20 protein-coding genes are annotated in these 22121 nt (G+C 44.7%); 9 read left to right on the forward strand and 11 right to left on the reverse strand.

Features of this window, described 5'->3' with window-relative positions; genetic code table 11:
- The first annotated feature begins 35 nt into the window (after positions 1 to 35).
- The 3 genes from HYI04_RS07330 (at position 36) to thrC (ending at position 3484) form a co-directional block, all read left to right on the forward strand.
- On the forward strand, positions 36 to 845 hold the full coding sequence (locus tag HYI04_RS07330; RefSeq protein ID WP_159153605.1) for a DsbC family protein: 810 nt from the start codon (positions 36 to 38) through the stop codon (positions 843 to 845).
- A gap of 129 nt (positions 846 to 974) precedes the next feature.
- Positions 975 to 2279 carry a homoserine dehydrogenase gene (locus HYI04_RS07335; protein WP_010325700.1) on the forward strand — a complete coding sequence of 435 codons (1305 nt, stop codon included), beginning with the start codon at positions 975 to 977 and terminating at the stop codon, positions 2277 to 2279.
- 65 nt (positions 2280 to 2344) lie between these two features.
- Entirely contained in the window at positions 2345 to 3484 is a 1140-nt protein-coding gene (thrC, locus tag HYI04_RS07340; protein ID WP_125273422.1) for a threonine synthase, read from the forward strand.
- 86 nt (positions 3485 to 3570) lie between these two features.
- Here the strand turns inward: thrC and HYI04_RS07345 are convergent, their stop codons facing one another.
- On the reverse strand, positions 3571 to 4626 hold the full coding sequence (locus HYI04_RS07345; RefSeq protein ID WP_159153606.1) for a serine hydrolase: 1056 nt from the start codon (positions 4624 to 4626) through the stop codon (positions 3571 to 3573).
- A 215-nt stretch (positions 4627 to 4841) separates the two neighbouring features.
- On the opposite strand from HYI04_RS07345, the gene HYI04_RS07350 reads away from it, so the two are divergent.
- Genes HYI04_RS07350 through HYI04_RS07360 form a run of 3 tightly spaced genes read left to right on the forward strand, consistent with a single transcriptional unit; the run spans position 4842 to position 8504 of the window.
- A complete protein-coding gene (locus tag HYI04_RS07350; RefSeq protein ID WP_004692836.1) occupies positions 4842 to 5477 on the forward strand; it encodes a response regulator in 636 nt (211 codons plus the stop codon).
- A 21-nt stretch (positions 5478 to 5498) separates the two neighbouring features.
- A complete protein-coding gene (locus HYI04_RS07355) occupies positions 5499 to 7067 on the forward strand; it encodes a PAS domain-containing sensor histidine kinase (protein WP_159153607.1) in 1569 nt (522 codons plus the stop codon).
- Between the two features lie 12 nt (positions 7068 to 7079).
- Positions 7080 to 8504, forward strand: coding sequence for a sigma-54-dependent transcriptional regulator (locus HYI04_RS07360; protein ID WP_372239162.1), 1425 nt, complete (start codon positions 7080 to 7082; stop codon positions 8502 to 8504).
- Between the two features lie 4 nt (positions 8505 to 8508).
- Here the strand turns inward: HYI04_RS07360 and HYI04_RS07365 are convergent, their stop codons facing one another.
- The 4 genes from HYI04_RS07365 to lptF form a co-directional block, all read right to left on the reverse strand.
- Positions 8509 to 9684, reverse strand: a complete 1176-nt coding sequence (locus HYI04_RS07365; RefSeq protein ID WP_159153609.1) for a S41 family peptidase — start codon at positions 9682 to 9684, stop codon at positions 8509 to 8511.
- Positions 9685 to 9702: 18 nt separating this feature from the next.
- Positions 9703 to 11250, reverse strand: a complete 1548-nt coding sequence (gene gpmI / locus HYI04_RS07370; RefSeq protein WP_159153610.1) for a 2,3-bisphosphoglycerate-independent phosphoglycerate mutase — start codon at positions 11248 to 11250, stop codon at positions 9703 to 9705.
- Between the two features lie 123 nt (positions 11251 to 11373).
- Positions 11374 to 12444, reverse strand: a complete 1071-nt coding sequence (lptG, locus tag HYI04_RS07375) for an LPS export ABC transporter permease LptG (RefSeq protein ID WP_159153611.1) — start codon at positions 12442 to 12444, stop codon at positions 11374 to 11376.
- Positions 12445 to 12446: 2 nt separating this feature from the next.
- Positions 12447 to 13547 (reverse strand): LPS export ABC transporter permease LptF, encoded by a 1101-nt coding sequence (lptF, locus tag HYI04_RS07380; protein WP_004978580.1) that lies wholly within the window; start codon positions 13545 to 13547, stop codon positions 12447 to 12449.
- A gap of 158 nt (positions 13548 to 13705) precedes the next feature.
- Between lptF and HYI04_RS07385 the strand changes: the two genes are divergently transcribed.
- From HYI04_RS07385 to HYI04_RS07395, 3 genes are read left to right on the forward strand one after another with little or no spacing between them, the layout of a single operon-like run.
- Positions 13706 to 15154: a leucyl aminopeptidase gene (locus HYI04_RS07385; RefSeq protein WP_178896042.1), complete on the forward strand. Its 1449-nt coding sequence runs from the start codon at positions 13706 to 13708 to the stop codon at positions 15152 to 15154.
- Positions 15147 to 15554, forward strand: coding sequence for a DNA polymerase III subunit chi (locus HYI04_RS07390; RefSeq protein ID WP_078425943.1), 408 nt, complete (start codon positions 15147 to 15149; stop codon positions 15552 to 15554). The genes HYI04_RS07385 and HYI04_RS07390 overlap by 8 nt, the downstream gene beginning before the upstream one ends.
- Before the next feature lie 31 nt (positions 15555 to 15585).
- Positions 15586 to 16221 (forward strand): hypothetical protein, encoded by a 636-nt coding sequence (locus HYI04_RS07395; RefSeq protein ID WP_159153614.1) that lies wholly within the window; start codon positions 15586 to 15588, stop codon positions 16219 to 16221.
- Positions 16222 to 16306: 85 nt separating this feature from the next.
- Here the strand turns inward: HYI04_RS07395 and HYI04_RS07400 are convergent, their stop codons facing one another.
- The 6 genes from HYI04_RS07400 to HYI04_RS07425 all read right to left on the reverse strand — a co-directional run bounded on the left by HYI04_RS07400 (position 16307) and on the right by HYI04_RS07425 (position 22110).
- On the reverse strand, positions 16307 to 16855 hold the full coding sequence (locus HYI04_RS07400) for a VTT domain-containing protein (protein WP_004692848.1): 549 nt from the start codon (positions 16853 to 16855) through the stop codon (positions 16307 to 16309).
- Positions 16856 to 17000: 145 nt separating this feature from the next.
- Complete coding sequence (locus HYI04_RS07405) at positions 17001 to 17660, reverse strand: riboflavin synthase (RefSeq protein WP_004978564.1); 660 nt, start codon at positions 17658 to 17660, stop codon at positions 17001 to 17003.
- A gap of 23 nt (positions 17661 to 17683) precedes the next feature.
- The gene (locus HYI04_RS07410; RefSeq protein ID WP_004692850.1) at positions 17684 to 18982 is read right to left on the reverse strand and encodes a DNA adenine methylase; all 1299 of its coding nucleotides are present in this window, start codon (positions 18980 to 18982) and stop codon (positions 17684 to 17686) included.
- A complete protein-coding gene (gene ribD, locus HYI04_RS07415; RefSeq protein ID WP_160361884.1) occupies positions 18979 to 20082 on the reverse strand; it encodes a bifunctional diaminohydroxyphosphoribosylaminopyrimidine deaminase/5-amino-6-(5-phosphoribosylamino)uracil reductase RibD in 1104 nt (367 codons plus the stop codon). The genes HYI04_RS07410 and ribD overlap by 4 nt, the downstream gene beginning before the upstream one ends.
- A 14-nt stretch (positions 20083 to 20096) precedes the next feature.
- Positions 20097 to 20555, reverse strand: coding sequence for a transcriptional regulator NrdR (nrdR, locus tag HYI04_RS07420; RefSeq protein ID WP_004692852.1), 459 nt, complete (start codon positions 20553 to 20555; stop codon positions 20097 to 20099).
- Positions 20556 to 20706: 151 nt separating this feature from the next.
- Positions 20707 to 22110, reverse strand: a complete 1404-nt coding sequence (locus HYI04_RS07425; protein ID WP_087014496.1) for an ammonium transporter — start codon at positions 22108 to 22110, stop codon at positions 20707 to 20709.
- Positions 22111 to 22121: the final 11 nt, after the last annotated feature.

The raw sequence follows: 22121 nt of genomic DNA on the forward strand, positions 1-22121 counted from the left end.
CTGTTTTTATAAAGTCAAAAGAAAAAGGGTTATCTATGTTATTTACCCGTAAACCAGTGTTCATTGCCTGTGCCATTGCTTCAAGTGTTCTATTTACAGCATGTTCAAATAACACTGAAGAAAAAAAACAAGACTCTTTAACGGCAAGTGCACCAGCCACAGGCGAAGCGTCAACTTTGACGGAACGTAATGCAAAGCAACGTTTAATTGACACTCTTCAAAAGCATTTCAAAACAGCCAATATCAATGCCAAAATCATCGATATCAAAACCACTGAAGTGCCAAATTTATTTTGGGTCAATCTTGAAGGGATGAGCTCGGTTTATACCACAGCAGATGGTAAATATATTATCCAAGGTGATGTGATTCGCTTGGGCGATAAAACCCTCCACAACGTCAGCGACAACCTGCAAGCTGAAGCCAACAAAAAGCTTCTAGCAGAGCTCAAAACTGAAGACCTACTGGTTTATAAAGCCAAAGGCAAGACCAAACATGTGGTTTATGTCTTTACCGATGCTAGCTGCCCTTACTGCCATAAACTGCACGAACACATCCCTGAAATCACAGGTCAAGGCATTGAAGTACGTTACATTGCATGGCCGCGTGGCGAACAGTTCATGCCAGCCATGGAAAGTGTGTGGTGTAGCGCAGACCGTCAAGCTGCCTTTGATCAAGCGATTTCAGGTGCTCAACTTCCACCAGCGACCTGTAAAAACCCAGTGCGAGATCAATACCAGTTGGGTCTGAACATGGGCGTAAATGGGACACCTGCGATCTACAATGAAGATGGTGAATATCTCGGTGGTTATTTGGCCCCAAGTGAATTATTAAATCGCCTTAAATAACTAATTTTTATTTGTTATTTAACTAATATTTATAGTTGAACATAAAATGATTTCTTTCCTAGAGTCTCACAGTTTTTTTAGCTATGATCTAGACTTCGTTCAATATATATAAGTAAATTGGAGTGTGACGTGAAACCAGTTCGTCTGGCAATCCTCGGTCTTGGTACTGTGGGTGGTGGTGCCCTTAAACTACTAAAAGAAAATGCTGCTGAGATTAAACGTCGCACCGGTCGTGAAATTCAAATTACCTATGTCGGCACACGCCGCCCTCGCCCAGACTTAGATTTAGGCGACGAGGTCAAGCAAAGTGCTGACTTACTCGACATTGTGCGTCAGCCTGATGTCGATGTTGTGGTTGAAGTCATGGGTGGCATCCACCCTGCATATGAAGTGATTAAAGAAGCCATTTTACATGGTAAACAAGTGGTCACCGCGAATAAAGCTTTACTTGCTGAACATGGTAATGAGCTGTTCAAACTGGCGGATGACAATGCCGTGCAAATCGCCTATGAAGCTGCGGTTGCAGGAGGCATTCCCATCATTAAAGTGATGCGCGAAGGTCTAGCTGCAAACAAGATTAATTGGTTAGCGGGTATCATCAATGGTACAGGCAACTTTATTCTGACTGAAATGCGTGAAAAAGGTCGTGCCTTTGCCGATGTGCTCAAAGAAGCCCAAGAGCTGGGTTATGCCGAAGCTGATCCAACTTTTGATGTCGAAGGCATTGATGCTGCACATAAACTCACGATTTTAGCATCGTGTGCTTTTGGTATTCCGCTACAGTTTGACAAAGTCTATACCGAAGGCATCAGTAAAATCACAGCGCAAGACGTGAAGTATGCTGAAGAGCTGGGTTTCCGTATTAAACATTTGGGGATTGCGCGTCGCGCCGCGAATGGCATCGAACTTCGTGTTCACCCAACCTTGATCCCTGCTGAAGAACTAATTGCCAATGTCAACGGTGTTAAAAATGCTGTCTTGGTACAAGCACATGCTGTCGGCCCAACCTTGTACTATGGAGCAGGAGCAGGCGCAGGCCCAACGGCTTCTGCAGTCGTTGCAGATGTCATTGATATCGTCCGTGATATCTCGTATACCGAAGATGGCGCTGGAACGATTCCACAACTGGCCTTCGAAGCACTGACCAATGTGCCCATTTTAAGCCGTGAAGAAATGACTACAGGTTATTACATCCGGATTAATGCAGAAGATCAAACTGGCGTCTTGGCCGATGTGACCACGATTCTCAGTCGTGCAGGCATCAGTATCGATGCCATCATGCAGCAACCGCGTTTAAAAGACCTTATTCCAATCGTGATTTTGACTGATCCTGTCGTTGAATCAAAAATGGACGAGGCACTTGCCCAAATTCAAGCCTTACCCGTCATTCATGGCGAAATCGTGCGAATTCGTTTAGAATCGCTTGATAATTAATCGGGTGGAGGAAAAGAACGCTCTTCTCTTCCTCACCAAGCTCTACACACAATTGGAACATCATCATGTCGAATGCCAATCGTTATACTGGTTTAGTTGACCGTTATCGCGACCGTTTACCAGTGTCTGCAACTACTCGCGCTATTTCTTTAGGTGAAGGTAATACGCCACTGATTAAACTCGAGAACATTCCACGTTTAATTGGCAAAAATGTTGAAATTTATGTGAAGTACGAGGGCTTAAACCCGACTGGTTCATTTAAAGACCGTGGTATGACCATGGCAGTCACTAAAGCCGTTGAAGAAGGCTCAAAAGCCATTATCTGTGCCTCTACAGGTAATACCTCAGCTGCGGCTGCGGCTTATGCAGCACGTGCAGGCATTAAAGCGTTTGTGTTAATCCCAGAAGGCAAAATTGCCATGGGTAAAATGGCACAAGCGATGATGTATGGTGCCATCACCATGCAAATCCGCGGTAACTTCGATGACGGTATGCGTCTGGTCAAAGAAATTGCAGATAAAGCCCCTGTAACCATCGTAAACTCAATCAACCCGTACCGTTTGCAGGGTCAAAAAACCATTGCTTACGAAATCGTAGATGAGTTAGGCCGTGCACCAGATTACCACTGCTTACCCGTGGGTAACGCAGGGAACATTACTGCACACTGGATGGGTTATACCGAAGCAGTTGCCAACCAACCTGCAGATCAATTTGAGCAAGTGATTTACGACGCTCAAACAGATCAATTCACAGGTCCTAAACCTGAAGGCTTACCAACCATGGTTGGTTACCAAGCAGCAGGTGCTGCGCCATTCTTACGTGGTGCACCCGTTGAGAACCCTGAAACAGTTGCAACGGCAATCCGTATTGGTAATCCACAAAGCTGGAACCATGCTAAAGCAGTGGTTCGTGACTCTCAAGGTTGGTTCGATGAACTGACTGATGCTGAAATACTAGAAGCACAGCGTTTACTTTCAATGTATGAAGGTGTCTTTGTAGAACCTGCTTCTGCAGCGTCGATTGGCGGTGCAATCCGTGACATCAAAGCAGGTAAAATTGCGGAAGGTTCTGTGATTGTCTGTACCGTGACAGGTAATGGTCTAAAAGACCCAGATACTGCGATCAAACAGTGTTCTGATGCGGTCATGCTTTCAATCGATGCAACTTTAGAACAAGTTCGCGATTCCATTCTTTCAAACATGTAATTAAGAGAAGACAAAAAAAGCCCTGCATATGCAGGGCTTTTTTATGACTCAATTTTTGTTGTTGAGTGAACAAAAACAAAGTCGGGTTAAATACGTTTTGGTAATTGGCTTGCCCAGTTCATTAGGCGCGTTGCATCATTGGTACGTGCTGCAGATGAGTCCGCGCCCAATAACACCACCACTGCTGGACGGTTATTTAAAGTGGTATGCATCACCACACAGCGACCGGCTTCATTAATGAAACCTGTTTTTGAAATATTAATATTCCAACCACCATTACGAACCAAGGCATTGGTATTGTTTGATTTCAATACACGATAGCCCAAGTTAAAGTCATAGCTTGCTGTGGTTGAGAACTGACGAATCAGACCATACTGAGACGCAGCATTGACCAAAATACCCAAGTCACGTGCTGAAGCGACATTGCCTGGATGCAGACCAGTCGATTCCATATAATGGGTTGAATTCATACCCAAAGATTTTGCTTTGGCATTCATCGCCGAAACAAAGGCTGAGCGACCACCCGGATACGTCCGTGCAAGCGCTGATGCTGCTGGGTTTTCTGACTTCATTAATGCAAATAACAATGCCTCTGCACGGTTCATACTATCCCCTGCACGCAGTGACGAGCTTGAACTTTTACAACCCGAACACGAAAAGTCCGCTTGCTGTAAAGTAATGTTTTCAGACATATTTAAACGCGCATCTGAAATCACCACCGCCGTCATCAGTTTAGTAATCGAGGCAATCGGCAGCGCGGTATTACTGTTTTTACTGTACAGTACTTCACCTGTATTGCCATCCATCACCAGTGCTGCACGAGCATTGACACTAGGTTGGTTGGAATATTTCGAGGTATCGAAAATTTGTACTGTTTTCGAGGTACTGTTGTTCGTCACCACACCGTTGGAACTGCGAATACTGGTGGTGACTTTTGTTGAACCCTGAGGAGCGTACTCTTCAGGATCTTCCATGAGATCATCATTCAGAAGCTGTTCTGCATCTGCCGCAGACCAGCTCATGCTTGCTTGGCTAGGCCCCGAGCCCGGGTTCATCACCAAGTCTGCAAAGCTATGGGTACTGGCCGTCATTGCAATCGACCATCCCAATAGATGCATTAAAAATTTATTTGATTTTTTCACTTTTCTTCACTCAACTTCATAACCCATAAGATACATTTGCGTATTCACGCCAATATGCCTTACATTTTTACACAATGCGAACAGCATTGCCGTCGACAGCGTGCATATCTTTTCAAATAAGCCTAAGAATAGGATTGCTAATTTTGTCGTTTCATTGCAAGCTTATTTTGCTTTATGTAACAAAAAATATGGTTTTTATAGTGAGGAAGAGCTAGGTGATCACAGTTTTAGTGGTAGATGACCATGAGTTAGTACGTACAGGGATTTGTCGAATGCTCGAGGACCATGCCGATGTTCAAGTTATTGGCCAAGCTGAATCTGGTGAAGAAGCAATTAATCTCGTCCGTCAACATCACCCAAATGTGGTTCTGTTAGATGTCAACATGCCAGGAATTGGTGGTGTTGAAACCACACGCCGCTTACTACAAACTGCACCCGAGACCAAAGTACTGGCGGTCAGTGGTCTAGCTGAAGAACCTTATCCGTCCCTGTTACTCAAAGCTGGCGCCAAAGGCTACATTACCAAAGGTGCACCTGTGACCGAAATGGTACGTGCGATTAATAAAGTGATGCAAGGCGGCAAATATTTCAGCGCTGATATTGCTGAACAACTGGCCAGTTCTTATCTGTCTGATACACAAACCTCACCTTTTGATGCTCTGTCTGAACGTGAAATGCAGGTGGCGATGATGGTCGTGAATTGCATTAGTGCACAGGAAATTTCTGACAAGCTTTTTGTCAGCGTAAAAACGGTCAATACTTATCGTTACCGAATTTTTGAAAAGCTCAACATCGACAGTGATGTGAAGCTGACTCACCTTGCTATTCGCTATGGTTTAATTAAACCCTGATGCAAGCTGACTAACACCCGCATGCTGCAATACTCAACCAATATTCAGTTAAATCAATACCGTCTAGGTGTTTGGTATGCGTCTTATCGACTGTTTATTGGCTGTTGTTTGTTGTTGGTTTATCTACTGACCTATGAGCAGCTGTTTTCAAATTATCAATATCCAGTATTGTATCGTTCCGTCCTGATTGGCTTTATTTTTATCAGTGCCTTTCAGCTATTGAGCCTCAAGCATGTGCGCAAGCGCATACCACTTCAGCTCACCTTGTTGTTTATCGTCGATGTCATTAGCCTCAGTTTACTCACTTTTGCCACCGATGGTCCAAACTTACAGTTAAGCTTATTGTTTGTGATCACGATCTTTGCCGCTTGTGTATTGGTCGATAAACAAAAAGCGCTCATCATTACCTTGATTGCAGTGATTACACTGGTTTATCAACACTTTATTGGAACGCTCTTTTCAATCAGTTCACTGAATACCATTGGCAACAGTGCCGTGCTCGCCTTTTTGTTCTTTGTGGTTTATGGGTCTGGACAAATTGCGGTACGACGTTTTCAAGTCCTTGAAAATTTAAACTTCTATCAGTCCCAAGAACTGGACCAACTGCAAAACATTAACCGTTATATTTTAGAGCAAACCGAGCTCGGCTATTTGGTGCTCGATGAAAACTGCCACATGGTGCTGAGTAATCCTGCCGCATGTACATTATTGGGCATCTCTCCAATTTATGCCTATGACAAATATCCTTTATATAAGGCACAGCCTGATTTATTTGAACTACTCAAATTCGACCAACTGAAGAATGGGGAAAAATTCCAATTTACATCGCAACTGAGTCGCTTTCAGATTCAGATCGAAATTCAAAAACTTCAAGTCCCGAATCAGACACTGACCTTATTCGTGCTGCAAGATGCACAAAAAATTAATCAACGTGTACAACAACTCAAGCTGGCTGCACTGGGTCAACTTTCTGCCAGCATTGCACATGAAATTCGCAACCCACTGGCAGCCATCACACAAGCTAATGAACTAATGCAAACCAATGATCCACAACAAGAACTGTTGCAGAACATGATTGCCAAACAAGCCTCAAGGATTGATAAAATTATTGGTGATACACTGAGCATGGCACGCAGTAAAGAAACCTATCCGACCTTAATTGATGTCGCCGCTTTTTTAGAACGTTTTATCGTTGAAGATTTGCCCGATGTCAAAGATCAAATTGATTACCGCATTTCCGATCAAGCTCAGATTCAGTTTGATGAACAACAACTGAGACAAGTGCTGATCAACCTGATTCGAAATGCCATTCGTCATAATGCAGCTGAAGCCGAGCACATTCAAATTCGTATCTATAGCTACAAAAACCTCGTCCATATTGAGGTCTGCGATTTTGGTGAAGGGGTCGCCACTCAGGATCAAAGCACCCTGTTTCAACCGTTTTTTAGTACCTCCATCAATGGAACTGGGTTAGGATTATATTTATCCCATAGTTTCTGCGAAGCCAACCAAGCTAAGCTATACTATGTAGAACAAAAAATAGGGGCATGCTTTAGGATTGAATGCCCCCGTATAAACAATGACGTGTAATTTTTGGGGTTAATCGTGGAAAAAAAACCACTTGTTTTATTGGTGGATGACGAACAAGACTTATGTACACTGATGCAAATGTCTTTAAGTCGGATGGGGATTGATACACATATTGCCTATCGCTTACAAGAGGCGGTTCAAGCCCTGAAAACGCATCAATATGATGCCTGTCTAACCGATCTTAATTTACCCGATGGTAATGGTCTGAGCTTGGTCGATTTTATTGCTCAAAATTATCCTAATTTGCCTGTTGCAGTGCTGACTGCTTACGGCAATATGGATATTGCGATTGCAGCACTTAAAGCTGGTGCTTTTGATTTTGTCAGTAAACCAATCAACCAAAAACATTTAGAGCAACTTTTACAAAAAGCCTTTAATCAGCCCATCAGTCAACTGCATATCCAAGAAGATACGCTTGAACATCGCCTGCTGATTGGTCAATCCCTTCCTATTCAGCAGCTACGCATCACCTTAAAGAAAATTGCACGTTCGCAAGCCCCTGTCTTTATTACGGGTGAATCGGGGACCGGCAAAGAAGTGGTGGCTAATCTGGTACATCGCCTGAGCAACCGCAATGAAGGGCCATTTATTGCCATTAACTGCGGTGCCATACCGACTGAACTGATGGAAAGTGAATTGTTTGGACACCGTAAGGGTAGCTTTACAGGGGCGACTCAAGACAAACAAGGGCTGATTCTGTCTGCGCATGGCGGCAGTTTATTTTTAGATGAAATTGCTGAGTTACCACTCACTATGCAGGTGAAACTGCTGCGCGCGGTACAAGAAAAACGCATTCGTCCAATTGGGAGTGACACCGAAATTGATGTCGATTTCCGTGTGATTAGTGCCAGCCATCAAGACTTAGAAGCACTGGTGCAACAAGGCAAGTTCCGTCAGGATTTATACTTCCGCATCCATGTCATGGACATTGTGCTGCCTGCCCTACGTGAGCGTGGCAATGACATTATTCTTTTGGCACAACATTTCATTCAAAAAATCTGCCAAGAATGGGACATCCCAGTCAAACCACTGAGTGAACGTGCACGTGAGTTTTTATTGGCCCAATATTATCCAGGCAATGTGCGTGAATTACGCAATATGATGGAACGTGCCATCACTTTAAGCGATGAAAGCAGTATCGACTTACCGCACTTGCAAACAGCCCCACTGCGACCCATTGCTCAGACCAACTATGCCAATGCCACCCAACAAGGTACTGTTGGCAATGATCAACTCAGTCATATGCCTTCGCGTAAATTACCCGAAGAGGGTTTAGAGCTGTATCTAGAAAAAATTGAAAAAGAAATTTTGATGAATGCGCTCAATCTCACCCACTGGAACCGAACACTAGCGGCTAAAAAGCTCGGCATGTCTTTCCGTTCTTTACGTTATCGCTTGAAGAAATTCGGACTAGATGGCGAAGACGATCCCGTTTAAAGACTTAACGACGGTTAATTAGAATCTCTGCCACATGTTCAACATAGCTTTCGTCTTTGAGTTCATGTGGCATTGGATACACCTGATTTGGCGCAATCCCTACCCCTTCAATCATCCGACCACTTGGGGTGTAATAATGCGATACGGTCATTTGCAAAGATGCACCATTCGATAACGGAAATAGTTTTTGTACCACGCCCTTACCATAACTTTTTTCCCCAATCACCCACGCCCGTCCATGCTCCTTCAGCGCAGCGGTAAACACCTCCGCGGCCGATGCAGAGCGGTCATTAATCAGAATCCCCACTTTTAAATTTTGAAACTCGAGGCTAGGTAAGGCCTGAAACTGCTGATCGCCCTCGGAACGACTTTTAGTCGAAACAATCACCCCTTGGTTTAAGAATAAATCGGCAGATTCAACTGCGGCAGACAACAGTCCTCCGGGATTATTTCTAAGGTCAATCAAGACCGCTTTTAAACGCGAAGACTGATGCTCTTCAATCAGTTGCTGAATTTCATTGGCCGTATCCTGCTGGAATACCCGCACCTTGAGCACCAAAACTTGGTTATTCAACAGTTGCGCCTGGATATCGGTTTCAACTTTTTTGGTTCGGACTAAATTGATCGGCGTTGAGTTGGCTTTCAACTGCAAGCTGACGGTACTACCAATCGCCCCACTGAGTAATTCATTGACTTGAGCATGGTTGAGCTTGCGTAGCTCTTGATCATCTACTTTAAAAACGGAGATCCCATTTTTTAAGCCCAGTTTGCTGGAATCTGAGTCAGGTTTTAATCCACGAATCAGCCATTGTTGTAAGCGAGAATCAAACTCTAAGCTGAAGTCAACTGAAGCCAAATCCCCTTCGGTATATTGCACCAGTTGTTTATATTCTTGAGGAGATAAATAGCGAGAATAACGGTCTAAGCCACTGACTAAACCTTTAATGGCCTGTTGAAATAGTGCTTCATCACTACGTTCAGCCACATAATTGGCTTTGACTAAACCGTAGATTTGCACAAATTGTTGAATTGATTCAATCGGAACCTCAACATAACCTTGTTCTAATTCATCATCAAAAGCGGGTGCTGCCGCAGTTTTTGCAACAGCCCCCATCGGGTGGATCAGACTCAGACCTAAAGCAATCACTACACCTATTGAAGTCCACGATGCTTTTGCCATTTACCCACCCAAATTGATTTATACGTCTAATGTAATTAAGTTACGACCTTGCATGTCTGCTGGAACAGGAAGATGCATCAAGCTTAACAAGGTTGGTGCGACATCGGCCAATACGCCACCCTCAGCAATGGTTGCTTGAGTTGGACCGACATAGATAAAAGGCACCAATTCTGTCGTATGCTGGGTATGCACCTGACCACTGTGATAATCCTGCATTTGTTCAACATTACCATGGTCAGCCGTAATTAACATATGGCCTTTTTGTGCCATCACCGCTTCATAGACACGGCCTAAGCATAAATCAACGGCTTCAACAGCTTTCACTGCAGCATTAAACACGCCCGTATGACCAACCATATCGCCGTTGGCATAATTCACCACCAATAGATCAAACTCGCCTGAGTTAATCGCAGCCACCAATTCATCGGTTACTTCATATGCGCTCATTTCTGGCTTGAGGTCATAAGTAGCCACATTCGGTGACGGAATCAAAATACGTTTTTCACCTGGATATTCATCTTCACGACCACCACTGAAGAAGAATGTCACATGTGCATATTTCTCAGTTTCAGCAATACGCAATTGAGTTTTACCAAGGTCTGAAAGATATTCACCTATCGAGTTATTTAATGCTTCAGGCATATATGCCACAGGTGCATCAATACTGGCTTGGTAGCGTGTCAACATCACAAACTTAGATAAGTTTGGTACAACTTTACGCTCAAAGCCTGCAAAATCTTTTTCAACAAACGCTTTGGTAATTTCACGCGCACGATCCGCACGGAAATTCATAAAGACAATGCTGTCACCATCTTGAACTTTTACGGCATCGCCAATGCGTGTTGCTTTGACAAACTCATCAGATTCATCTGCTGCATACGCCAAGGCTAAACCTTCAACTGCTGTAGCTGCAGTACGTGTTGCTTCAGACTCAGTGAGTAAACGATAGGCTTGTTCCACACGGTCCCAACGGTTATCTCGATCCATCGCAAAATAACGACCAATCAGACTCACAATACGACCTTGATTTGGATATTGAGCAAACAATGCATCTAATTTTTCTAAAGAGTGCTGTGCGCTGCGCGGCGGGGTATCACGACCATCTAAGAAAGCATGGAGATAAACGGTTGCACCGCGTTTTAACGCAAGTTCAGCCATGGCAACAATATGATCTTCGTGTGAATGCACCCCACCTTCAGACAACAGCCCCATAATGTGCAACGCACCACCCGCTGCTTTGGCTTTTTCAACAGCATCAACCAAAACTTCATGCTCGAAAAAAGCACCCGTACGAATGTCTTTGGTGATTCGGGTAAAGTCTTGATAGAGCACACGCCCTGCACCCAAGTTCATGTGGCCCACTTCAGAGTTGCCCATTTGGCCATCTGGCAGACCCACGTCTTCACCAGAACCTGAAATTAAGCTATGCGGATGCTTTGCTTCAATCGCTGTTAAATTCGGTCGATTCGCTGCTAAAAAAGCATTGTCTTCAATCGCTTCACGGTGTCCCACACCATCCATAATGACCAGTACGTGAGGGATTTTGCCAGCAGTTGCATCCGCCATAATAAGCACTCTTTTTTTGTCTACAAATTCATCGCCCTATCTTACCGAATTTTCGGTCAAGACTCTATGCAGGCATGATGGTTTAACACCATCATGCGCATTGTTTTCTTCAATATCGTACAGTTATCGTGCACGTTGTAACAAATAACCACCTGCGACAAACATCAGTAAAATCGGCACAAAAACAAACCATGCGGGTGAAGGTGAATACACCAAACTTGCATAACCCAAGAAGTCTTGTAGGTAAAAGAAACCTAGGCCTGTAAACAGTGCAATCACCAAACGAAAGCCCATCGATTGTTGGCGCAGTGGGCCAAAAATAAAGGAACAAGCAATCAACACCAAAGCAATCAAGGCAAATGGAGACGCCACTTTCTGCCAAAAAGCCAACTGATAAGTTTTTGGTACTTGGCTGTATTCATGCATATAGCTCATGAAACTGACCAATTGACTCGGTGAAAGGTCTTCAGGATCAATCGTCACCATGTGCACATATTTCGGCTGCAGTGCCAATGCCAAAGGCGTTTCAGCGGCCTTTTGTGCCGTAGCATTGCCTGTCGGCAGCAAATCAACTTGGGCCGTATTTTCTAAAATCCAATGACCATCTTGCACAAACTGACCTTGCTCAGCATTTAAAACGCCTTTCAAACGAGCATTATTATCAAAGTCGACCACTTGCACATTTTTCAGCTGACCTTGAGAGTTGGCATAATCGACATAAATAAAACGCTGCCCTTCTCGTGTCCAGTAACCACGTACTTCACCAAGTTCAGCCGCAGTTCGATGGCTTTTCACACCTTTGGCTTGCTCATTGGTATAAGGAATCACCCATTCACTTAAAGCGAATGACAGTACCACCAAAATTAAAGCCGAACGAATCACCCAACCAACAATCCGCCAAAGACTCACCCCCACCGAGCGCATCACAATCAGCTCACTGTTTGAAGCCAAAGTGCCGAGGCCCAATACCGAGCCAATTAACGCGGCAATCGGTAGAATCTCATAGAGATATTGCGGTGCTCCCCACAGTACATAACGTAAAGCATCCCAAGCACCATAATCTTCTTTAAGGGAGCCTAGCTCACCCAAATAGGTAAACAGAATTTGCAAGACCGATAAAATAGCGGTAGCACCCAGCATCGCCATCGCGGTGGTTTTGGTCACATGTTTTGCGACTATACGACGTGCGAACATGATTAAGACCCCGCTCGTTGTAATGTTTTCTTAATTTTCGGGGCCAGCTTTTGTTTACGCGAAAACAAAGCCGCTGCTATCGCATAGATCACCAAGATCATTGGATAAGCCCAAATCCCCATTTCTTCTTTACTGACTCGGGTTTTAATGGCCATCAGCGCCACGATTAAACTGGCAAAAATAAGCAATGCAGGGAACAGCTTTAAGTAACGGCCTTGGCGCGGACTCACTTCAGATAAAGCCACAGCGAGGAGTAAGGCCACCACAATGGCAAACGGCACAAAAATACGCCAGCCCAATTCACTCGCCACGACAGGATCATGACGATTATCCCAAAGTTTCATGGTGGACAGTGCTTCAACATCGGCACTTTCAAACTTCGCTTCTTTATCATTTTCTAAACGTAGGCGATAAGACTGAAACTCGGCTTGGCTATAACGCGGCTGTCCCGGATAAATTTCATAACGGCGACCTTGCACCAAATCCACCACATTGGCGGGATCATTTTCAATTTCAACCCGCGTGGCTTCTTTGGCCAAAATCATCACATCAGGCTTACCTTCTGCTTCAGCGCGTTGATAGAAGAAGATATCTTTGAGGTTCTTACGGTCTTCGGATAAGTCACCCGCATAAATGGTATAAGGCCCCGATGAAATAAACTCTTTGGGTCGAACCAAATCAAAACCAGTACGCACCGCCTGACTGGTGGTGAGCTGCTCAAACTGACGAACACCCCACGGCGCCATCCAAAGCATCAGCACGGCTTGAACAGCAAGAAACACCACGGTCATAGGAATCAGCAGTCGCCCCAATTGGTTACGACTGACGCCACTGCCATTGAGTACTGCCATTTCATGATCGACATACAGACGACCAAAAACCAGCATCAGCCCAATAAAAAAGCCTAGAGGAAGAATCAGCGTTAAAAATTCAGGCAAACGATAGCCAATAATGCTAAATAAAATACCTGCATCTAAGCGACCCTGCGCGGCTACGCCAAAATACTTGATCAAACGACCGCCCATCATGATCAAGGTCAATAAGGCGATCACAACCAAGGATGTCGACACCACTTGTTTGACCAGATAACGCCGAATAATCAAATTAATTCTTCCAAAAATAGGTGAATAAAAACTAGCGCTAGTTTACCCGAATAGTGAAAATATAAAACCTGTACTCTTGTTGCACTTTGCAACTCTATTCATGTTAATGTTTCAGTGGTTTAATCATTTTCAAACTTTATAAGGCTTAAATAAAACTTATGAAACTCTCTATTAATACGTCATTCACAGAGAATACGTCTAGCCAATTTTTGTTGATATTAGTAGATTCTGAAAACACGCAACACCTTGCAAATGCTTATCAAATTAATGATTTAAACAACTTAATTGAAGCGACTCAGTTTAAAGCCGCATTTAATGAAACTTTGAGCCTAATTGGTCAAATTCCAGCAAGCCCCAATGCAGCCTTGATCGGGGTGGGTAAAGCCGCTGAATTACAAGCAGCAAAGCTGGTGAAAATTGCTCAAACCATTATCAAAGCTTCACAAAAAAAATTCAAACACATCAGTCTTGACCTTTCAGCTCTTCCAGCTGAACTCCATTATTTATTTGCCCTCAGTTTGACGCAAGCGGCATATGCTTTTGATGAATTCAAATCGAAAAAAGCCGACAACGCGCTTGAACAGATCAGCCTGATTGCCGCTGAGTCGCCGCTGAATGCTGCGCAACTTAAATTGATTGAAGCCGTGCAATCAGGTCAGAGCGTTGCACGTGACTTAGGCAACCGTCCGGGCAATATCTGCTTCCCAGAATATTTGGCAGAGCAAGCCTTAGAACTGGCAGCCCAATACCCTGACCTGCTCCGTGTTAATGTCCTTGATGAGCAGCAAATGGCGGATCTGGGCATGCATTCCTTCCTTGCAGTGAGCAAAGGTTCAGACCGCCCAGGCCGTATTATTACCCTTGAGTATCAAGCTGAACGTTCTGAAGCCCCAGTGGTCTTGGTCGGTAAAGGGATCACTTTTGATACAGGTGGCATTTCATTGAAACCGGGCGCTGGTATGGATGAAATGAAATATGACATGTGTGGTGCAGCATCGGTTCTAGGGACGCTCCGTGCTCTATGTGAATCGCGTTTAGCCATTCATGTCGTAGGTACGATTGCGGCAGCTGAAAATATGCCGTCAGGCAAAGCTACACGTCCGGGTGACATCGTAAGCACCATGAGCGGTCAAACCGTTGAAATTTTAAATACCGATGCAGAAGGTCGTTTGGTGCTGTGTGACACATTAACCTATGTAAAACGCTTTAACCCTGAACTGGTCATTGATATTGCAACCTTAACAGGTGCCTGTGTCGTGGCACTTGGTTCAGTCTTAACGGGTATGTTTACCCCAGACGACAAACTGGCGGCCGAACTATCGGAAGCAGGTCAAAATAGCTTTGACCGCGTCTGGCGCATGCCTGTGATTGATGACTATCAAGAACAGTTAGACTCCCCATTTGCCGATATTGCCAACATTGGCGGGCCTAAAGCTGGTGCTGTAACTGCAGCGTGCTTCTTGCAACGTTTCACCCGTGATTACCGCTGGGCACATTTGGACATCGCAGGTACAGCATGGAACTCAGGTGCCAATAAAGGCGCAACCGGTCGCCCAGTACCCTTATTGATGCAATTCTTAGCTCATCGTGCGCAGTCTAATGGCTAATATTAGCTTTTATCTGTTTGAACAAAGTCCTGAACGACAAGTCGAAAGTGCTTGTCGTTTGTGTCGTAAAATTTTGCGTCAGCCAGAGCGAATCTGGCTGTATGCAAGCGACACTGAACTACAACAGCAACTGGATGAGCGTTTGTGGAGTTTTGATGATACGAGCTTTATTCCACATGGCATTGATCAAATCGATGCCCGCATTTGTATCTCAGCGCAACTGCCTGAACAATCCGACTGGATTGTGTTCAATTTTAACGATCAAGCTCTTGAACAGTTCGAAAAATTTAGCCACATTATAGAAATTATTGAAAATAACGAATCGGCCAAACAACAAGGTCGTGAAAAATTTAAACAATATAGACGTCTCGGGGTTGAAGCTCGAACCTTCAAGCTTTAATTGATTCCCCGTCTAAATAAGGAGATGCGTAGTGGCATTGAATGTTGGTCCAGATTTTAAACAGCGCTGGTTAAATGTACCTGATGCTGTTCGTCAGGCCTTTATTGATGACCTGAGTCGCGTCTGCGATGTACTCAAACCTGAAACAGGTTTACACAGTTGGATTGAACAAGACCAACGCGCTCAAGCCGTCTCTACCCAAAGAATTGAACAAGCGTATGCCGATCTGAAAGCACAGCTGATTGAAGAAGCGCGAATTCGCAAACAACAAGCGTTGGAAAAATCACTGGCAGACAAACGCGCAGCGCAGGAAGCTTATGCGGAAAGCCTCAAAAAAGACGAAATCCGTCAGTTCAATGAGCAAACCCAAGCTTTAAATGTGATGCGTCAAAGTGTCGATCAGGAAATTTTGAGCTACACCGCACGCTATGAAAAAACGCCTGAACAAGCTCTGGACTATGCCAAAGGTAAATTTGGCATTGATGATTCACAAATTTTGTCTGAGTTAGAAAGTGTGCGTTTACGTTTAGAGCTTGAAGCGGAAACCTTAATTGAAGAGTCCGTCGCCAGCTATCGCAGTAAGCTACAAGCCGCGGCTCAAGAAGAAATTGACTATATTTTGAAAAATTCAGACTTTTCTAATGAAGTGGTATCCAACTCTGCCTAACAGGCCTTGGCTTCCACTTAAACTCACTTCGGTGAGTTTTTTTATGCACCCTTGTTTTGCTCGGCTGATGTGGTCTGTCTCAATCTCAAACCAACACATCAACCATAAATGATAAGGTATTGCCCACACCATAACCAATCGCCAACAAACTACCAATCCAAATCAGGCCACCAGTCACGTTGTACCACATAAAAGTCGCCAAACTCATATGCCCTGCGCCCGCAGCAAAAGGCGCGAAAGAACGTACAAAAGGAATAAAACGTGCTACTAAAATGGTTTTACCGCCATGCTTTAAGAAATATTGATTGGTCTTCATCATATATTCGGGTTTCAGCCAACGCGAATGCTGATGGGCAAATTTAAAGCCCAGCTTCTGACCAGTATAATAATTGACGATATAGCCCAATACGGCAGCAATCATCATCAAAATACCCATGGTATGGATATGGATTAAATCCGAGCTGGAACATAAGGCACCAATGGCAATCAGTAAACTGTCACCCGGCAAAAAGAACATAAAAACGAAGCCCGTTTCTGCAAAAATAATCAGAAAAAGAATCGCATAAATCCAAAGGCCGTATTCTGCAAGCAGTACGGGCAATAATTGTTCTAGATGGAGAAAAAAATCAATCATTGTCACCTATCCGTGCAATGAACTGCGTACTATCTTTCATCATACTCAATTGCTTACCTATTCATTTCAAAAGAAAAACTCCCTCATTTTGGGCAAATAGGGAGCTCATCTTTTGTCTATTCTTGCTGCAATCTAAACGATTTTTCTATTTCAAGAAACCATTTTGTGCCAAAAAGTCTAAACTAATTTTAGATTGTGGGGTAGTTTCCGCAGCTTTGTCACCCATCATCAGACGTTCAATGTAGCGTGCTAACACATCCACTTCAAGGTTCACTTGACTGCCTGCCTTCCACGTTCCAATGTTGGTTCGTTCAGCCGTATGCGGAATTAAATTGAGGCTTAAAATACGGCCACGCAAATGATTAATGGTTAAACTGATCCCATCAACCGTGATCGAGCCTTTTTCTGCCAAGTAACGTGCAATCTCAGCTGGCGCAGTCACTTCAAAATAAAGCGAACGTGCATCTTCACGCACAACGGTGATTTCACCCACAGCATCGACATGACCTGACACAATGTGTCCACCAAAACGTGTGGTGGGCAACATCGCCTTTTCCACATTTACACGTTGGCCAACTTTCCAGTGGGTCAGTGTGGTTCGGTTCAAACTCTCACGTGAGACATCGGCAGCATACCAGTGCTCACCCCAGTCAATCACCGTGAGGCAAATGCCATTGGTGGCAATCGAGTCACCCAAATGTACATCTGACATATCAAGATCCGTACCAATGCGCAAACGCACATCGCCACCGACATTTTGTACGCTTTCAACTGTGCCCAGACTTTCGATGATCCCTGTAAACATTTCTGATTTCTACCTCTATATTTTTACCACAGCGCCAACTGTGTCGTGACCCCAGATGTATCGACCCCACCCAATTCGGCATAATGGTACAACTGCCCAAGCAACTGACGAATTGGCGGACCTGACTTGGCATGGGTATCAGTGATCACAATAAACTCTAGCACACGCGCACGCTCAGACTGACGCTGTTTACTCACGCGATAACGCGGTACATCCTGCGTTAATAAAGTCACGCGACCTCGCTCCAAATTGGCTTTGAGCAAGTCCCCCGCTTCAATATTACCATCGGTTGAATAACTGGTCAGAATGTAACGTGCATTGATGGTGGAAAGTAATTTTTCATATGCCTCTTTGGCATACTTTGACGAGTTATAAGGACTCGGACGCTCTTTGCGCCACGCACGGTCAATTCCGCTTTTAAAACCTTTGGTGTCTGGTGTCGGTAAATCTACCTGATCCCATAAGGTTAAAGCATTTAAGACATGATAATTACTACTGTAAGCATGCTGGTTATAGGGTGGATCTAGATAGGCTACATCGACCTCAAAACTACTCATTTGGTTTGCCAAATGCTGCGCATCGACACACCACATTTCAGCCATCGGGTTCTTTTGTTTATTATCACCCACTTCACTAAAACGACTTGGGGTCAACCACAACAAGGATTCAATCCGCTCTAACGCTGTTTGGGTTTTACCGCCCCAACCGTGGTGGAAGCTTTTAAAGACGCCGGAAGTATTGCTGACAAAACTTGCAGAATACAGCAGCGGTGCCAGTAAAGCAGACATCTCCACATCATCGATTGCCCCTTGTGCCTGCCATGTGGCAATTTGCTGACGAATCGCATCAATGCGCATGCCGTTGCGACGTTTGAAGAACAAACGATCTCGGCTTGGATCATAAATCTCATCATTTCGCGGACACAGATTATGCGTTACCCAGCCCTTAACTTCAGGCAAGCGGTTTAAATAATCAATGGCTTTTTGATAACCACCCAACTCTTTAAATGCAGGCGCTTCGGTACAAGCCAAAATGGCATGGTTCAGCGCATGGCTATACGGTTCCCAGTCGTTGGCAATCACGCGATAACCATTTTGACGCGCCAAACGCGAGACCACGCCCGAACCCGCAAAGAAGTCGGCAAAAATAGGCGCACGACCATCTGCACGGTTTAAAGTCCCTGTACTCTCAAGCGCCTCTAAAATCAGATGCAACAGACGGCGCTTATTCCCCAAATAAGGAACAAGTTGATGAAAGAGATATTCATCGGTGGTACGTGCCGCGTGACGACGTTTATGATAAACCGTAGACTCTGAACTCATAATGACTCTTGAGAAGGGATAAGCGTTAAGCGCACATCATCACCCAATTGTGTGACATCCATGAGCTTAAAGCGGAGTTGCTCTGCCATCTGAGAAAACTCAGCATTGAACATTGCACGTGCAGACTGACCCAATAAGGTCGGTGCCACATAACTAATCATTTCATCGACCAACTTTTCTTGTAAAAAAGCCGTCGATAACGTTGCACCCGCTTCAACCATGACATCGTAAATTTGATGTGATTGAACCAACTGCTTTAATAACTGATCTAAAGGTTGTACAGCAAGCTGTAGCACACCTAAATCGGCCAATGCTTGACGATAAGGCCCCATTACCATCACGGTATCTGGTTGCTGTAAAATTTGGGCCGTCAAAGGCAAGCGGCCTTGACGGTCTAACACCAGACGTTTCGGTTGTACAACCGTTGTCAGATCCGCAACACCCTGCAGCTGTCTAACATTGAGCTGAGGATCATCGGCCAATACGGTTTCAATGCCCGTGATCACGACACCAGAAATGGCACGAAAATGCTGAACATCCAACCGTGCAGCTGGGCCTGTAATCCATTTTGACTCACCTGAAGCCATCGCCGTTCGACCATCTAAACTAGAGGCAACTTTTAAACGCACATAAGGTCTACCTGTAGCCATGGCTTTTAAAAAGCCCGCATTCAACTGATGTGCTTCGGCTTGACAAATACCGACATCAACCTCAATGCCTGCTTCTTTTAAAATTTGTACCCCTTTACCGGCCACCAAGGGATTGGGATCTGGACAGGCAATCACAACACGCGCCACACCTGCCTCGACCAAACCTTTGGCACACGGCGGTGTACGCCCATAATGCGCACACGGTTCTAAAGTGACATAAGCCGTTGCACCCCGGGTCTGTTCGCCCGCTGCACGCATGGCAAAAACTTCTGCATGGGGCTGACCCGCTTGAGGGTGATAACCTGTCCCCAGCAACTGCCCATCTTTGACAATGACACAGCCTACATTTGGATTTGGCTTGGTGCTGTATTGACCTTGCAGTGCTAAAGCAATCGCTTGTTTCATCCAAGCTTGGTCAGCTTGTAAAGCACTAGACTGTAATTCAGACATGGATGCCAACTCGCTTAATGTTCACGTTGTTGCATTTGTTCAATTTGGTGACGAAAGGCATCGACATCTTGAAAGTCTTGATAGACCGATGCAAAACGCACATACGCAACATGATCCAAAGAAAATAAAGATTGCATGACAATTTCACCAATGGTGCGTGATTTCACATCACGCTCACCTAAACGGCGGATTTGCAGCTGAATATCGCTTAAGACGGTTTCAATTTGCTCTTGTGTCACGGGACGTTTTTGTAAAGCATGCATCAAGGAACGACGCAATTTTGCTTCATCAAAAGGTTCACTTTTGCCATCCGACTTAATCACACGCGGCATGACCACTTCATAACTTTCAAAGGTTGTGAATCGCTCACCACAGCTAATACATTCACGACGTCGACGAATTTGACAACCTTCAGCGGCCAAACGTGAGTCGATCACCTTACTGTCTTCAGCGTTGCAAAATGGACAATGCATAGGGCTTAAATTGAACAAATTTGAATGGTTTTAGAGTGTAGCAAAAATTCGGTGTTTTGTAGAGTTTTACGCTAGATATAGAAAAAAAACAGCCCTTTCGGGCTGTTTCACACAATATATTGATTATACTGTTGATTTATTATTCTCTTGATTAGTCTACACGTTCACCATGTTGACTTAAGTCCAGACCCATACGTTCATCATCCGATTCAACACGAATGCCAATCACAAGGTCAATCACTTTTAAAATGATGAAGGTTAATACTGCTGAGTAGGCAATTGTTGCCAACACACCTTCAACTTGCACCCAAAGCTGATGCATTACATCACTTGGCGCATTGTCACCCATGATGAAATCACTGGCAAAGAATGCGGTTAAGATCGCACCGACAATACCACCAACACCATGTAAACCAAACGCATCTAAAGAGTCATCGGCTTTTAAAGCACGTTTCAATGCGGTAATACCCCAGAAACAAACCACACCACCAATGAGACCCATCGCCAATGCACCACCGACCGTCACAAATCCTGCTGCTGGTGTAATCACTACAAGACCAGCAACCGCACCAGATGCAGCACCGAGTACTGAACCTTTACCACGTGCAACTTTTTCAGTAATTAACCAAGAGATTGCCGCTGCTGCTGCTGCTACTTGAGTCACGAGCAATGCATAACCTGCTGAACCGTTGGCACCCAATGCAGAGCCACCATTGAAACCGAACCAACCGACCCAAAGTAAGCTTGCACCTACGACAGTTAAAGCCAAGTTGTGCGGTGCCATAGATTCACGGCCCAAGCCCATACGTTTACCCAGCATATATGCAGCCACCAAACCTGCAACACCTGAGTTAATGTGAACCACAGTACCACCCGCAAAGTCGAGGGCACCGTCGTTACCTAACCAACCACCGCCCCAAACCCAGTGGGTAATTGGTGCGTAGACCACGACCACCCAAATCGCGACGAATGCGACAAATGCGCCGAATTTCATACGTTCTGCAATGGAACCACTAATAATAGCAACGGTGATGATGGCAAAAGTCATTTGGAAAATGACGAATAAAATTTCAGGAATAGTCCCTGTCAGCGCATCCGTGGTAATCCCTGTCAGCATGAACTTATCTAAACCACCGATAAAGGCATTGCCCTCACCAAAGGCCAATGTATAACCAATGATAACCCATGCAATACTCACCACTGCCGCAGCAACAAAGCTATGTGCCATAGTGCTTAAGACGTTTTTCTTACGAACCATACCGCCGTAGAATAACGCTAAACCTGGAATGGTCATCAATAAAACCAGTGCTGTGGAGACTAAAATCCACGCCGTATCACCTGTATCTAATGTTGGTTCTTCTTCTGCAGGTGCGGGTGCTTCTACTGGAGCAGCAACGGCTTCAACCGCTTGTACTGCTGGAGCAGCCACATCCGTTGTTTCAACCATTGTGACTTGTTCTGATGGAGTTGGCGCTGTTGCTGCTTCTTCAGCCCAAGCAACAGAACCACCTAAAAGTGCGCCAGATAAGCTCAGCGCGAATAGCATCTTTTTCATTCGTATCCCCC

Origin of the sequence: Acinetobacter sp. SwsAc2 (genome assembly GCF_013391465.1) — a bacterium.
Classification (GTDB): Bacteria; Pseudomonadota; Gammaproteobacteria; order Pseudomonadales; family Moraxellaceae; genus Acinetobacter; species Acinetobacter johnsonii.